16 protein-coding genes are annotated in these 14,775 nt (G+C 60.9%); 8 read left to right on the forward strand and 8 right to left on the reverse strand.

Annotated elements, in window-relative coordinates:
• Both dusA and tal read left to right on the forward strand, forming a co-directional pair.
• On the forward strand, positions 1–1,017 hold a 1,017-nt coding region (gene dusA / locus BT116_RS23495; protein ID WP_256572547.1), incomplete at its 5' end, for a tRNA dihydrouridine(20/20a) synthase DusA.
• A 178-nt stretch (positions 1,018–1,195) separates the two neighbouring features.
• The gene (tal, locus tag BT116_RS23500; RefSeq protein ID WP_063322162.1) at positions 1,196–2,122 is read left to right on the forward strand and encodes a transaldolase; all 927 of its coding nucleotides are present in this window, start codon (positions 1,196–1,198) and stop codon (positions 2,120–2,122) included.
• A 194-nt stretch (positions 2,123–2,316) separates the two neighbouring features.
• Here the strand turns inward: tal and rssC are convergent, their stop codons facing one another.
• From rssC to BT116_RS23515, 3 genes are all read right to left on the reverse strand, one after another.
• Positions 2,317–2,799, reverse strand: coding sequence for an anti-sigma factor antagonist RssC (rssC, locus tag BT116_RS23505; protein WP_028237685.1), 483 nt, complete (start codon positions 2,797–2,799; stop codon positions 2,317–2,319).
• Complete coding sequence (gene rssB / locus BT116_RS23510; RefSeq protein WP_053120765.1) at positions 2,799–3,980, reverse strand: two-component system response regulator RssB; 1,182 nt, start codon at positions 3,978–3,980, stop codon at positions 2,799–2,801. The genes rssC and rssB overlap by 1 nt, the downstream gene beginning before the upstream one ends.
• Positions 3,981–4,323: 343 nt before the next feature.
• Complete coding sequence (locus tag BT116_RS23515; protein WP_371856163.1) at positions 4,324–4,965, reverse strand: MlaA family lipoprotein; 642 nt, start codon at positions 4,963–4,965, stop codon at positions 4,324–4,326.
• A 250-nt stretch (positions 4,966–5,215) separates the two neighbouring features.
• Here BT116_RS23515 and BT116_RS23520 point away from each other — a divergent pair, with 250 nt between their 5' ends.
• Together BT116_RS23520 and BT116_RS23525 are read left to right on the forward strand one after the other, a co-directional pair.
• Entirely contained in the window at positions 5,216–5,836 is a 621-nt protein-coding gene (locus BT116_RS23520; protein WP_072347487.1) for an HAD superfamily inactivated hydrolase PcrP, read from the forward strand.
• 109 nt (positions 5,837–5,945) lie between these two features.
• Positions 5,946–6,209, forward strand: coding sequence for a DUF4404 family protein (locus tag BT116_RS23525; RefSeq protein ID WP_072347489.1), 264 nt, complete (start codon positions 5,946–5,948; stop codon positions 6,207–6,209).
• Between the two features lie 95 nt (positions 6,210–6,304).
• Here BT116_RS23525 and queF read toward each other — a convergent pair whose 3' ends face one another.
• Together queF and BT116_RS23535 are read right to left on the reverse strand one after the other, a co-directional pair.
• On the reverse strand, positions 6,305–7,135 hold the full coding sequence (queF, locus tag BT116_RS23530; protein WP_013692631.1) for an NADPH-dependent 7-cyano-7-deazaguanine reductase QueF: 831 nt from the start codon (positions 7,133–7,135) through the stop codon (positions 6,305–6,307).
• A 61-nt stretch (positions 7,136–7,196) separates the two neighbouring features.
• Positions 7,197–7,742, reverse strand: coding sequence for a copper-resistant cuproprotein CopI (locus BT116_RS23535; protein ID WP_072347492.1), 546 nt, complete (start codon positions 7,740–7,742; stop codon positions 7,197–7,199).
• A 157-nt stretch (positions 7,743–7,899) separates the two neighbouring features.
• On the opposite strand from BT116_RS23535, the gene BT116_RS23540 reads away from it, so the two are divergent.
• Both BT116_RS23540 and BT116_RS23545 read left to right on the forward strand, forming a co-directional pair.
• Positions 7,900–8,580 carry a heavy metal response regulator transcription factor gene (locus BT116_RS23540; protein WP_063322168.1) on the forward strand — a complete coding sequence of 227 codons (681 nt, stop codon included), beginning with the start codon at positions 7,900–7,902 and terminating at the stop codon, positions 8,578–8,580.
• The gene (locus tag BT116_RS23545) at positions 8,577–9,935 is read left to right on the forward strand and encodes a heavy metal sensor histidine kinase (protein WP_072347494.1); all 1,359 of its coding nucleotides are present in this window, start codon (positions 8,577–8,579) and stop codon (positions 9,933–9,935) included. The genes BT116_RS23540 and BT116_RS23545 overlap by 4 nt, the downstream gene beginning before the upstream one ends.
• Before the next feature lie 167 nt (positions 9,936–10,102).
• Here BT116_RS23545 and BT116_RS23550 read toward each other — a convergent pair whose 3' ends face one another.
• The 3 genes from BT116_RS23550 to BT116_RS23560 form a co-directional block, all read right to left on the reverse strand.
• On the reverse strand, positions 10,103–11,347 hold the full coding sequence (locus tag BT116_RS23550; protein WP_063322170.1) for a lipoprotein-releasing ABC transporter permease subunit: 1,245 nt from the start codon (positions 11,345–11,347) through the stop codon (positions 10,103–10,105).
• 63 nt (positions 11,348–11,410) lie between these two features.
• On the reverse strand, positions 11,411–12,094 hold the full coding sequence (lolD, locus tag BT116_RS23555) for a lipoprotein-releasing ABC transporter ATP-binding protein LolD (protein WP_162843734.1): 684 nt from the start codon (positions 12,092–12,094) through the stop codon (positions 11,411–11,413).
• Positions 12,095–12,101: 7 nt separating this feature from the next.
• Entirely contained in the window at positions 12,102–13,352 is a 1,251-nt protein-coding gene (locus BT116_RS23560) for a lipoprotein-releasing ABC transporter permease subunit (protein ID WP_003199675.1), read from the reverse strand.
• A 94-nt stretch (positions 13,353–13,446) separates the two neighbouring features.
• Here BT116_RS23560 and BT116_RS23565 point away from each other — a divergent pair, with 94 nt between their 5' ends.
• Positions 13,447–14,043, forward strand: a complete 597-nt coding sequence (locus BT116_RS23565; RefSeq protein WP_072347496.1) for a PilZ domain-containing protein — start codon at positions 13,447–13,449, stop codon at positions 14,041–14,043.
• Positions 14,040–14,762, forward strand: a complete 723-nt coding sequence (locus BT116_RS23570; protein WP_072347498.1) for a glycerophosphodiester phosphodiesterase — start codon at positions 14,040–14,042, stop codon at positions 14,760–14,762. The genes BT116_RS23565 and BT116_RS23570 overlap by 4 nt, the downstream gene beginning before the upstream one ends.
• The last annotated feature ends 13 nt before the right edge of the window (positions 14,763–14,775 follow it).

The raw sequence follows: 14,775 nt of genomic DNA on the forward strand, positions 1-14,775 counted from the left end.
AATTTAGAAAAACCTGAAGCGCCCGTAAACACTGGATCATCCCGCAAAGAGCCGTCCCGCCGCTTCAGCGTTGCGCCGATGATGGATTGGACCGACGCCCACTGTCGCTTCTTCCTACGCATCCTCTCCAAACACGCCCTGCTCTACACCGAAATGGTCACCACTGGCGCGCTACTCAACGGCGACCACGAACGTTTCCTGCGCCACCACGAAGCCGAACACCCCCTGGCCCTGCAACTGGGCGGCAGCGTGCCGGCCGACCTGGCTGCCTGCGCCCGTATGGCCCAGGAGCACGGTTACGACGAGGTGAACCTCAACGTAGGCTGCCCCAGCGATCGGGTGCAGAACAATATGATCGGCGCGTGCCTGATGGGGCATCCGAATTTGGTGGCTGACTGTGTGAAAGCCATGCGCGATGCGGTGTCGATTCCGGTGACGGTCAAGCATCGCATCGGGATCAATGGGCGGGACAGTTACGAGCAGTTGTGTGAGTTTGTCGGGACGGTGCGTGAGGCCGGGTGCACGAGTTTTACCGTGCATGCGCGGATTGCGATTCTGGAGGGGTTGTCGCCGAAGGAGAATCGCGACATCCCGCCGCTGCGTTATGACGTGGCCGCGCGGTTGAAGGCGGATTTTCCGGAGTTGGAGATTGTGCTCAATGGTGGGATCAAGACGCTGGAGGCCTGCCACGAGCATCTGCAGACGTTCGACGGTGTGATGCTGGGGCGCGAGGCGTATCACAACCCGTACCTGCTGGCCGAGGTGGATCAACAGCTGTTCGGCAGCACCGCGCCGATCATCAGCCGGGCCGAGGCGCTGGCGCAGTTGCGGCCTTATATCGCCGATCATTTGGCCGCCGGTGGCGCAATGCATCACATCACCCGTCATGTGCTCGGGCTGGGTACCGGTTTTCCAGGGGCAAGGCGGTTTCGGCAGTTGTTGTCGGTGGATATCCACAAGACCAAGGATCCGCTGGCGTTGCTCGATCAGGCGGGGCAACTGCTGGAAGGGCGTTAACCGTCACTTGCTTTGAACCTGCGCGCTGTTTTGGCATCGTATCTACCGATACCGCCCCGGCCTTTCAAACAGCCGTTTTCAGGTTGTTGCCGCTGGGGCCCATCGATCCCCCTTCACGCCCTTGAGTGGCTGCCAGCCCTCGGGTAATGTCAACGGACCCATAGGACAGAGCACGCTCATGACTTCCAAGCTGGAACAACTCAAACAGTTCACCACCGTCGTGGCCGACACCGGCGACTTCGAGGCCATCGCCCGCGTCAAGCCCGTGGACGCTACCACCAACCCTTCCCTGCTGCTCAAGGCCTCGGCCATTCCAGGTTATGCCGAGCAGTTGAACGCCTGCGTGGCGGACTGCAAGGGCGATGTGGGCCTGGCCAGCGACCGTTTTGCCGTGGCGGTTGGGCAAGAAATCCTGAAAGTGATCCCAGGGCGTATTTCCACTGAAGTGGACGCGCGCCTGTCGTTCGACACCGAGGCCATGTTGAAGCGTGCGCATCGCCTGATCGATCTGTACGAAAAGGCCGGCATTGGCCGCGAGCGCGTGCTGATCAAGATCGCTTCCACCTGGGAAGGTATTCGCGCCGCCGAGCAGCTGGAACGTGAAGGCATCCAGTGCAACCTGACCCTGCTGTTCTCCTTCGCCCAGGCCGCCGCCTGCGCCGATGCCGGGGTGTTCCTGATTTCGCCGTTCGTGGGCCGTATCTACGACTGGTACAAGAAAGCCAATGGCAACGACTACACCGGCGCTGATGATCCAGGCGTGCAGTCGGTGACGCGCATCTACAACTACTACAAGGCCAATGACTACAAGACCGTGGTCATGGGCGCGAGCTTCCGCAACCTCAACCAGATCGAGCAACTGGCCGGCTGCGACCGCCTGACCGTCAGCCCGGACCTGCTGGAAAAACTCGCCGCCGACGAAGGCAAGCTGGAGCGCAAGCTGGCGCCAGGGCAAGCCGGCGAAGCGCGCTTGATCCTCAATGAAGCGCAGTTCCGCTGGTTGTCCAACGAGGACGCCATGGCGACCGAGAAACTGGCAGAAGGTATTCGTCAGTTTGCCCGGGACCAGGAGAAGCTGGAGGCGTTGCTGCAAGCCAAGCTTTGAGCTGATTCACAAAGGCATGCAAAAAGGGCGAACCTTGGTGGGTTCGCCCTTTTTTATGTGGCTTGGCCTGGGGGAATGGCGGATCGATAAACGCTATCGCGAGCAAGCCAGGTGACTGCATTCCAATGTGGGAGCGAGCTTGCTCCGGGCGGCGTTCCGACGATGAGGCCGGTCAGCCTAAGCAAAACCAGGGGTCAAGGCCCTTCCAGCGCATTCACCAGGTCATGGAAGGCTTCACGATTGGAATCGTTGAGCCCCATCAGGATCTTGTGGGCTTCGAGCACCTTGATCCGCACTTCTTCTTCGGACTGGTCCTGGTCAGGCAGGTCGTCCAGGCATTCCGGGCACGGCACAGGGTCGCCCACGATGTTGAACACCTGGTCGAAGCCCATCGATTGCAGTAGACGGGTAATGTCGTTGTGGGTGGTGACGACAGTCGGCAGCAGGCCGACCTTCTGCCGCGACAGGATCGACAGTTTGGCCAGCAGGCCCAATGTGGTGCTGTCGATGCTGCGGGTTTCGGTCAGGTCGATCACGATGGCGTTGAAATTCAACGAGGTGAAGATCCGCTCAATAGTCGCATCCAGCGCCGAACACAGGGTCAGGCGCACTTCACCGACAAACTTCAGGACAAAGGTGCCGTCCTGCTCGGCGAACTGGATTCTACCGGTACTCATCAAAGGTTCCTGCTCAACACTAACAGGGCGATATCATCCGGCATCTCCCCGAGCGTGGCTAATCCAAACACTTGACGCAAGCCTTCCAGGCTGCCGCCCGCTGCACTCACCCGTTCAGGCAAGGCCGCTTCTTTCTCTTTGAGTGTAGGTTCCGTCAAAAGATCCAAAATGCCATCAGACATCAGCGTCAGGCTGAATGTCGGCGGCAATTCCAGTACGTGGTCTTCGTAGGTGGCCTCGTTGAACAGGCCCACCGGCAAACCGCGCCCTTCCAGGTAACGCACACTGTCTGGTGTATACAACACAGGCAAAGGCAGGTGGCCGCCGATGCTATAGGTCAACAAACCAGTCTCCTCGTCGATGACTCCACCGACCATTGTGACGTGTTTGCCCAGCTTACAACTGATCAGGCCTCGGTTGATATGCCCAAGGACCTCAGAAGGCTTGAATTCTGGCAGAGTGCCATTACGTTTGGACTCGAACAACAGGCGCGTGGTCATGAACTTCAACAGCACCGTGACGAATGCCGAAGAAGCACCATGGCCGGAAACGTCCGCCAGATAGAACGCTACACGCCGCTCGTCGACCCGAAAATAGTCCACGAAATCGCCCGACAGGTACAACGACGGGATGATCTGGTGGGCAAAACGGAAATCGTCGACGGTCCAGGGGCTGACCGGCAGCATGTTCATCTGCACCTGGCGCCCAGCGTTCTGGTCTTCCTGCAACAGGTTCAGGCTGGCTTCCAGCTCGCGGTTGGCGGTTTCCAGCTTCTCGCGGTAGCGCTGGTTTTCCACCAACAGGCGCGAGCGGTCCAAGGCCCGGCGCACCGAGTGCTCGAGCACCGCAAGGTCTTCAAGGGGCTTGATCAGGTAATCCGCCGCGCCCAGGCGCAACGCCTCAACCGCGTCGTTCATCACGCCTGCGCCCGAAACCACGATAACGGGGGTCTGCGAGGAAATCTCGGTGACCTGGCGAATGAGTTCGAGTCCGCCCATCTGCGGCATGCGCAGGTCGCAGATGACCAGGTCGGGCTTGTCTTGCTCGAATACCTGAAGACCCTGTTGGCCATTGCTGGCCTGCAGGACGCTGAAACCACTGTCTTCCAAGTAGGCTGCGAGACTGGCTCGCACCACTTCGTCATCATCGATTATCAGCAGCGTGGCACTGGTTTTTGGCATGTGGGCAAACGGCGCCAGAATTAGGTTGGCGTAGCGGGCTGGGCCGTCTGGCCTTGCACGCACTACTGGATTCGCTTTCTAGCCTCTCTGTCGTACCGGTTTCAGGCCATTGCCCTACACACAACTACACCAGAGGTGCCCTCTAAGGCGCAGACGGTACTCCCATCCGCGGGGCGTTTCAAGCTCAGGCAGATAGCCGCTTGCCGTCTTTATTTGTCAAAGTACAGAGAGTTATAAGAACCGAGCGAAGCGTAACTCAATGGAAGGTTCAAACCCGCTCAAACACGACGCCAAAGCACAGAGGCGGCCTTTTTGGCCGCCTTTGTGGTTTTACAGGTCGGCATTAAAAATCGTCTTCGACCTGGCCATCCTTGACCTTGAATTCGCGGTTTTGCAAGTAGGCGTTGCGGATGAAGACATACTTGTCGCCGCTCACCATCTTCTCGGCCGACAACAAGCTGGCGCGGGTGTCGACGACGTTCAGGCCTCGAATAGAGTTACGCACCGAGACGTTATCGATATAACGATACGGGGCGGTGTAGTCATCGACCAGCTTGGCCGGCGCGTCACGCAGGGTGCTTGGCCCCAGCAGCGGCAGCATTACATATGGCCCGCTATCCAGGCCCCAGTAGCCGAGGGTCTGGCCAAAATCTTCATCGCTGCGCTGCAGGCCCATCTGGGTGCCCACATCAAAGAAGCCCAGCAGGCCGAAGGTGGTGTTGAAGATCAACCGGGCGGTGTCGACCCCGGCAGCGGCCGGCTTGGCCTGCAGCACGTTGTTGGCCAGGTTGCCCACGTCACCGATGTTGCGGAACATGTTGTGGACGCCGTCTTCGAGGAACTGCGGCGTCACATATTGATAACCCTGGGCCAGTGGCTTGAGCGCGTAGGTATCAATGGTGTCGTTGAAGGTAAAGATCGGACGGTTGATGCTTTCCCAAGGATCTTCTTCCGTGGCGGCCTGGGCAGCGAACGGAACCAGCATGACGCTGGCAGACAAACACAGCTGAGCTAGACGATGGCTCCAGCGCATAGGGGAAAACTCCTTGGATTAATCAGGCAAGGGCGCCGAGCCCAGGCGGTAAGGTGGCTAGTATAAGACGGAACGCGTGGATAGGCAGCACCGAAAAAACAAGCAGGCCGTAGGACGTTTCCACGACTGGCAGCCTTCACTTCACTGTCACCGGACTGTCATCGCGGCTCTTTAGGCTGCAGGTTATTTCAAGGACGTTCCCATGCCCCGCGCTGAAGCCCTGCCCCTCCCCGCCCCCAGCCTGACCGCCGTACTGTTTGGCCTGAGCGGATGCCTGGTGGATTTCGGCGCGCGCATCCGCCAACCAGGGGCCACGCCGGTCGAGCATGCGCAGCCAACACCGGGCGCCCTTGAGAGCTTGCACCACCTGCAGCTTCAGGAAATCCCCTGCGCCTGGCTCGACGAACTGCCACCTGCCACCAGCCATGCCCTGGCGGCTTCATTGCCGGCGTGGATCAAACCGCCGCAACTTCCAGCAACAATTAATCCTTGGCCGGCGCCTCATGCCTGCTGGCAGGCGCTGATGGCGCTGAACGTCCAGCAACTGGACGGCTGCGTGTTGGTCAGTGGCGAACCCCGGTTGTTGCAGTCAGGGCTCAACGCCGGTTTGTGGACCATCGGCCTGGCGTCCTGCGGCTCGCTATGTGGCCTGACGCCTGATGAATGGCAGGCGCTGAGCCAACAGGAACGGGAAATCAAACGCGCCAAGGCCACCGTGCAATTGTTCAGCCTGGGGGTGCATTCGGTGATCGATCACTTGGGTGAACTCGACACGTGCCTGGCGGACATCAGCCTGCGCCGACTCAAAGGCGAGAAGCCATGACCGGGATCATGCAGGCAGCGCGACGGTAGATTACTCTTAAGGCAGGCCATGGACTTTTGACCCAGCGTCGCGGTCCATGGCAGTGCCTATCAATAAAGGGAGTACGCCAATGCCTGCCCGCGAATTGCAAGAACAGCTCAACAAACTGCGCGAGCAATTGGAACAGAATCCACCACTTTCCGAAGTCGAGCGCGATGACCTGCACGCGCTGATGCAAAAGATCGAACTTGAGCTTGAGTTTGAAACCAAAGCGCCGGACAACAACCTCGCCGATAATATAAACTTGGCTGTCGAGCGCTTCGAGGTGGAACACCCCACCCTTGCCGGGACCTTGCGCAACATTGTGCAAGCTTTGGGCAATATGGGGATCTGAACCCTTTAAATGCAAAAAGCCCTGCTATCAAGAGCGGGGCTTTTTAATGTCTGCAATCCATTGTGTGCGAGCAAGCTCGCTCCCACATTAGAGCTTCATTGGCGGACCAGGCGGTGGTTCGGCAGTTGAACGTCTTCGGTACTGCGATACGGGTTGATATCCAGCCCGCCCCGACGCACATACCGCGCGTACACCGTCAATTTCTCCGGCTTGAGCAAGCGCTGCAGATCGAGAAAGATCCGTTCCACGCACTGCTCATGGAAATCCGAATGCTGGCGGAAGCTGACGATGTAGGCCAGCAGGCTGGCGGGATCCAGGGCCGCACCGCGATATTCCACCGCCACGCTGCCCCAGTCCGGCTGGCTGGTCACCGGGCAGTTGGACTTGAGCAGATGGCTGTGCAGGCTTTGCTCGACGATGCGTGAGGCATCGCAACGCAGCAGTTCCGGGCGCGGGTGCGCGTAGGAGTCGACGCTGATGTCCAAATCGTCGATGCAGGTACCGGGCAACGCCACGATGCCTTCACGCTCCACATCCTTGAGGCTGCGGATCCGCACGCCCACTGCTTTACCGGCAGCCGCCGACAGGTCCTGGCGCAGGGTCGCTTCCAGGCTCGCGGTATCGGCAAACGGGGTCTGGTTCAAGGAGTTGAGGTACAGCTTGAAGGATTTGGACTCGATGATATTCGGCGAATCCGCCGGGATCGCGAATTCACCGATGGCCACCACCGGCTTGCCGGACGGCAGCAGCCACGACAGCTCGAAGCAGTTCCAGAAATCCACGCCCTTGTACGGCAAGGTCTCGGCCGTCAGGCCCAGTTCCGCCCATTTCGCCGTGCGCGGGATCGGAAACAGCAGTGACGGCGTGTACGTGGCGATGTATTCGCTGGATTTGCCCAGCGGCGAATGTTCGGCTGCGGGATGCATGACGGAAACCTGACTGAAGAATCAGCCGATTCTATCAGCCTTTGCCGCAGCCTTTGAGTGCTTACTGACTGACTGTCAGGTCGCCCTTCATCCCGGCCTGGTAATGACCGGGGACATTGCAGGCAAATTCCAGCCGGGTAGCCTTATCGAAAGCCCAGGTCAGCTCGGCGGACTTACCCGGCTCAACCAGCACGCTGTTAGCGTCGTCGTGGCGCATCATGCCGTCTTTACCACCGTGCTCCATCGAGGCCGGATTCATCGAGGCATGGTCCATTCCCGGCTTCATCCCGGTCGGCGTCAACATGCCGCTCTGTTGCATCTTGAGCATTTCCTGCTGGTGCTGGGCATGCATCGCGGCGTTGCCGAGGTTGAATTCGTGCAACAACTGGCCTTTATTGATGAGTACAAACCGCACCGTCTCGCCTGCCTTGATATCCAGCGTGCCAGGATTGAACGACATGTCGCCCATCACCACTTCGATGGTGCGACTGGCCTTGGCCGCCGGTGCGGGCTGGCCGAAATCAAAGTGCGCACCGGGAGATGCCCACGACGAGGTACTCAATACCCACGCAGAAGCGGCCAGGATCAGACGGTTTACCATCAACATGTTCATACTCCGACAAGGTAAGGTTCAACTTACCCGGGACTCTAGATCGGTGCGGCTGCCAATTGCCTGACAGTTGCATTACAACTCTGTCAGGTTGCGCCACGGCCCCGACCACCGCGGTATAACGCCCACGTTAAAACCATGCCCTGAGCTGCCCATGAAACTGCTGATCGTCGAAGACCAAACCAAAACCGGCCAATACCTGCGCCAAGGCCTGGGCGAAGCCGGCTTCAACGCCGACCTGGTGGCCGATGGCATCACCGGCCAGCAACTGGCCTTGAGCGGTGAATACGCCCTGCTGATCCTCGACGTGATGTTGCCCGGCCGCGATGGCTGGCAGATCCTGCAAGCCGTCCGTGGCGCCGGGCTGGATACACCGGTGCTGTTTCTCACCGCGCGGGATGCGATACAGGATCGCGTACACGGCCTGGAGCTGGGTGCCGATGATTACCTGGTCAAGCCCTTTGCCTTTTCCGAGTTGCTGGCACGGGTGCGCAGCCTGTTGCGTCGAGGCAGTTCGACGCAACAGGAAACCAGCCTGCAACTGGCCGACTTGCGCCTGGACCTGATCCGCCGTCGTGTCGAACGCAGCGGCCGACGCATCGACCTCACCGCCAAGGAATTCGCCTTGCTGGAAATGCTCCTGCGTCGCCAGGGTGAAGTGCTGCCCAAATCGCTGATCGCGTCCCAGGTCTGGGACATGAATTTCGACAGCGACACCAACGTCATCGAAGTCGCGATACGACGCCTGCGAATCAAGATTGACGATGACTTCCCCAGCAAACTCATCCATACCGTGCGGGGCATGGGCTATGTGCTTGAAGAGCGCAGCCTGTGAGGGGCCGGTGGTCGCTGAGCAGTCGCCTGGCCCTGCTGTTCGCCGCCTGCACCGCGGTGGTGTCGTTGTTTGCCGGGGTGTTGTTCAGCCGCGGCAGCGAGGCGCACTTCATCGAGCTGGACCAGCAACTGCTCGAAGGCAAGCTGATCGGTCTGCGCCGGGCCCTGCAAGACCTTGACGCCGAGCAGACCCAGCGCCGCCTGGAAGATGAATTGAGCCGTCAGGCCGACCTGGCGCTGCGCATCAAGGGCAGCGATGGTGTGCGCTGGTACGACAGTTCGATCCGTATTCCTGCTCGATTGCCAGAGCGCCCCGGCCTGTCGACGCTCAGTGATGCCGACACCGATTACCGCGTATTGAACGCCCCGCTGTATCCCGACCGAGCCAATTCGCCGCAACTGACCCTGTTGCTGGACATCACCCACCACCAGCACTTCCTGCAACGCATGCAGCGCCTGATCTGGCTGACCGTCGGCCTCTCAGCCCTGGCCACCGCCCTGCTCGGCGCCTGGGCCGCCCGGCGGGCCTTGCGTCCCTTGCGACGCATGGGCGCCATTGCCGGCAGTGTCTCGGCCCGCTCACTCAACGCCCGGCTGCCCGAAGAGCAAATGCCCGCCGAACTGGCGGAATTGGCCCACAGCATCAACGCCATGCTCGGACGCCTCGACGATGCGTTTCAGCGGCTCTCAGCGTTCTCTGCCGACATCGCCCATGAATTACGCACGCCGCTGTCGAACCTGCTGACCCACACCCAGGTCACCCTCACTCGCGAACGCCCCCTGGAGGATTACCGCGAGGCGCTGCACAGCAATCTCGAAGAACTGCAATGGATGGCGCAACTGGTCAACGACATGCTGTACCTGGCCAAGGCCGACCACGGCTTGCTGGCGCTCAATCGCGAACCGCTGCAATTGGCCGAGGAAGTGGACGTGCTGCTGGACTTCTTCGCGCCGCTGGCCGAAGACACCAACGTCCGCCTGAGCCGCGTGGGCGATGGCCGCATAGAGGGTGACCGCAACATGTTGCGCCGGGCGCTCTCCAACCTGCTGGACAACGCCCTGCGCTTCACCCCCGGCGGCGGAGAAGTGTACGTGAGGATTGTCGATGAGGCTCAGGTGGTGCGCATCAGCGTGGAGAACAGTGGCGAGGGCATTCCGGCAGACCTGCTGCCGCGCCTGTTCGATCGTTTCTACCGCGCCGACCCAGCTCGCCAGGAAGGCAGCAGTGAACATGCGGGACTCGGACTGGCGATTACACGCTCGATCATTCGCGCCCATGGCGGGCAGATCCGCTGTGAATCGGCCGATGGCTGGACGCGGTTCCTGATAGAGCTGCCAAAGACAAGCCAGCCCTGACACAAAACCCTGTGGCGAGGGGATTTATCCCCGCTGGGCTGCGAAGCAGCCCTAAACCCCGGCACCCCAGTGTTCCAGGCAGATTGAATTGACTGTTTCGGGGCCGCTTCGCAGCCCAACGGGGATAAATCCCCTCGCCACAAGGATCCTGCAACCGGTCCTGGGTATCAGGAATACCGCAACGCCTGCGCCGGCTCGATCTTCGCCGCACGCCACGCCGGGTACACGGTGGCGAGGAAGCTCAGGATGAACCCGGCCGAGCATATCAGCACCACGTCCCCACGCTGCAGCTCCGACGGTAGGTTGCTGACGAAGTACACGTCGGAACTGAAGATGTGCTGGCCGCTGACCCGTTCCAGCCAGCCCACCAGCGCACTGACGTTCAACGCCGCGATCACCCCCAGCACGCCGCCAATCAGCGTACCGACAACGCCGATCACCGTGCCCTGGACCATGAAGATCGCCATGATCTGCCGCGGCGTGGCGCCGATGGTGCGCAGGATCGCGATGTCCGCGCCTTTGTCGTTCACCACCATGATCAGGGTGGCGATGATGTTGAACGCCGCCACCGCGACGATCATCAGCAGCAGCAAGCCGATCATGGTTTTTTCCATTTTCATGGCACTGAACAGGCTGCCCTGGGTGTGGGTCCAGTCGTCAGCCTTGTAGGCCGCGCCAAGGTTGGTGGCGATGTCACCGGAGACCTTCGGCGCCGCGTACAAATCCTTCACCGCCAGGCGCACGCTTTGTACCTGGTTCGGCTGCCAATGCTGCATCTGTGCGGCATCGGCCAGGTGGATCAGCGCCATGGAGCCGTCCAGCTCGGCGCCCACCTTGAACACACCCACCACATTCAGCCGCTGCATCCGTGGGGTGATGCCGCCGGGGGCCGTGCTGACTTCCGGCACGATCAGGGTGATTTTGTCGCCGACGTTCAGACGAAAACGCCGGGCGGTGATTTCGCCGATCACGACACCAAACTCGCCCGGCTTCAAGGCATCCAGACGCCCCTGGACGATATGCTGGGCGACAATGGACACCTTGCCTTCCTGGGCCGGATCGACGCCACTGATCTGGATCGGCTGCATCGAGCCCTTATGGCTGAGCATGCCCTCCATTTCGGTGAATGGCACCGCAGCGGTGACTTCAGGATTTTTCAGCGCCGCGGCGGCCACCGGTTGCCAGTCGTCGATCGGATTGACGCCGACGATCGTGGCGTGGGGCACCATGCCGAGGATGCGCGAGCTCATTTCGCGCTGGAAGCCGTTCATCACCGACAACACCACGATCATCGCCAGCACACCCAGGGCGAGGCCGATCATCGAGGTCATGGATATGAACGAAACAAAGCGATTGCGGCGCTTGGCGCGGGTATAGCGCGTGCCGATAAAGATCGATAACGGTCTGAACATTCGCGGGGCACCGTATGAAAATAAAAGACCCGGCGCTTGCAGCAAGTACCGGGTTTCGGTCGGTCAGATGGGCGTCAGGCAACCTTCCTGCAAGTGCAGGACGCGGTCCATCTGCCGGGCCAGGTTCATGTCGTGGGTCACCACCAGGAACGCGGTACGCATCGACGTGCTGAGCTCCAGCATCAAATCCTGGATGCCTTGGGCGGTGTGGGAGTCGAGGTTGCCGGTCGGCTCGTCGAGCATCACCAGCCCAGGCTTGTTGACCAAGGCCCGGGCAATCGCCACGCGCTGGCGTTCACCACCGGACAATTCGGCCGGCTTGTGCTCCAGGCGATGCCCCAGCCCTACCCGCTCCAGCAACGCCGTGGCGCGCTGACGGGCCTCAGGAATCGCCGTGCGGCCAATCAACAGCGGCATGCAGACGTTTTCCAGCGCGGTGAACTCGGGCAGCAAATGGTGGAACTGGTAGACGAAGCCCAGGGAACGGTTGCGCAGCAGGCCACGGGCTTTCTCGTTCAGCGCCGAAAGCTCTTCGCCAGCCAGCCAGACACTGCCGGCGGTTGGCGTATCCAGGCCGCCCAGCAGGTTGAGCAAGGTACTCTTGCCCGACCCGGAGGTGCCGACAATCGCCACGCGCTCGCCAGGATGCAGCTCCAGCTGCAGGCCCGACAACACCACCACCGACTCCGGGCCCTCCTCGTAGGATTTGCCCAGGTTGCGGCAACTCAAGATTGCTTTTTCACTCATGCCCGACTCACTCATAACGTAACGCCTCCGCAGGCTGGGTGCGCGCGGCACGCCAGGCAGGATACAGGGTGGCGAGGAAACTCAGGACCAACGCGGCGCCGCAGACCATCAACACGTCATCGGCCTGCAATTGCGATGGCAGGTAGTCGATGAAGTACACGTCGGCGTTGAGAAACTTGTGCCCGATCAGGCCTTCGAGGGCGGCGATCGCGGCGCTGACGTTCAGCGCGGCGAACATCCCGACCAGGGCGCCGACGAACGTACCGATCACGCCAATGACCGTGCCCTGGACCATGAAGATCCGCATGATCTGCCCCGGCGTGGCGCCAAGGGTACGCAAGATCGCGATATCGCCCTTCTTGTCGTTCACCACCATCACCAGCGTGGAGATGATGTTGAACGCCGCCACGGCAACGATCAGCAACAGCAGCAGGCCGATCATGGCTTTTTCCATGCGGATCGCCTGGTACAGGTTGCCGTGGGTACGGGTCCAGTCCCGGGCGTAGTAACGATCTTCGCCGAGTTGCTGGGCGATGGTCCACGCCACACGCGGTGCCTGGAACAGATCATCGAACTTCAACCGCAGGCCCTGGACCTGATCCGGCTTCCAGCGATGCAGGCGCGCCAGGTCCTGGAGATTGGTGACGCCCAGGTAACCATCGAGCTCGCCAGCGCCGACATGGAAAATGCCGACCACGGTAAAGCGTTTCATGCGCGGAAACATGCCGCCCGGGGTCACGGTGACCTCCGGGGCGACGAAGGTCAGCTTGTCGCCAATGGCAACGCCAAGCTTGGCCGCGGCCTTGTCACCGATGACGATGCCGAAACTGCCTGGCGCCAGGTCATCGAGTTTTCCCTGTTGCATGAAATTGTCGATGATCGACACCTGACGCTCGAGCCCGGGGTCGATGCCATTGAGCAACACTTTGGATACCTTGCCGTCGTTGGTCAGCAGCCCCTGCATCTGGGTGAACGGCGCCACGGCCAGCACCTGCGGGTTCTGCTTGACCTTGGCGGCCAGGCTCGGCCAATCGCTGATGGCTTCGCCGGACTCGAGGGTCGCGTGGGGCACCATGCCCAGCACGCGGGTGCGCATCTCATGGTCGAAGCCGTTCATCACCGAGAGCACGACGATCATCACGACCACGCCAAGGGCCAGCCCGATGATGGACGTCAGGGAAATGAACGATACGAAATGATTGCGACGCTTTGCACGGGTATAACGCGTGCCGATAAATACGAAGAGAGGTCTGAACATGTCGGGGCTTGTTCGGAGGGAAAAGGAACGTCCTTGTGGCGGGGGTCACAAACCAGCTTTACACTCAGACCACCGCCGCTACCATGGGTTCGCCATGTCGACATTAGATGAAGAAGATCGCCGCGAATACTACCGTATCGAGGACACGATCGCACTGGAAATTCGGCCCCTGTCCATTCCTGAAGCTGCTGGCCAGGAAGTGTTGCAGGATGCTTCTCCATTGTTCAATCTGCTCAGTGAACTGCACCTGAGCGAATTCGAGTCACAGCACCTGCTGCGCCAGATCAGCGAGCGCGAACGCAGCATCGCGGCATACCTCAAGGCAATGAACAAACGCATCGACCTGCTCAGCCAGGTCATCGCCCTGACGGTGCTCGGCGAAATCGGCGAACCGCAACCGGTGATCATTTCCGAAGGCGGCGTCGACTTCCAATACCCCACGCCAATCGCCGTCGGCGCCCATTTGTCGATCAAGCTGGTGCTGATGCCGCAAGCCCTCGGTCTGTTGCTGCGGGCGCGGGTCACCCACTGCGACCCCAAGGGCGACGGCTTCGACGTGGGCACCGAGTTCGAACGCCCGACCGACGCCCAGCGACAGTTGCTGGCCCGCTACATCCTGCAGAAACAGGCGCAAGAGCGGCGCCTGGCCCGGGAACAGAACGACTCAGGTATCAATAAGGAAGAACCGTGACCCTCATTTATGGCCACCGCGGCGCCAAGGGCGAAGCGCCGGAAAACACCCTGACCGGTTTTCAGGAGTGCCTCAAGCACGGCGTACGCCGTTGCGAGCTGGACCTGCACCTTTCGATGGACGGCGAGTTGATGGTGATCCACGACCCGACTCTCAAGCGCACCACCGATCGCCGGGGCAAGGTGGTCCAGCATACCGCCGCCGAGCTGGTGACCTACGATGCGCGCAAGGGTGGCCCGGGCTGGATCAAGCCGTGCCCGATCCCACGCTTGGAGGAGCTGTTCGAGAAGTGTGATTTCGAGCACTGGCAACTGGAGGTCAAAAGTGCCTCGCGCACCCGCGCCGCCGCTACGGTGCTGGGCATTCGCGAAATGGCCCAGCGTTTCGGGCTGCTGGACAAAATCACCATCACGTCCAGTTCCCGGGAAGTGCTCAAGGCAGCCCTGGACCTGACCCCGGACATCTCCCGCGGACTGGTGGCCGAATACGCCTGGCTCGACCCGTTGAAGGTCGCCCAGAGTTACGGCTGCGAGATTCTGGCGCTGAACTGGACCCTGTGCACGCCGGAACGCCTGATCAAGGCGCAGCGCCAGGGGCTGCATGTGTCGGTGTGGACCGTCAACGAGCCCGCGCTGATGCGCAGGCTCGCCGATTTTGGCGCTGACAGCCTGATTACAGACTTTCCCGGTTTGGCCACTGCCACCCTCGAGAATTGCTGAAATCGGTCTCCCC

It is taken from the genome of Pseudomonas sp. NFACC16-2, from assembly GCF_900119205.1.
GTDB lineage: Bacteria > Pseudomonadota > Gammaproteobacteria > Pseudomonadales > Pseudomonadaceae > Aquipseudomonas > Aquipseudomonas fluorescens_Q.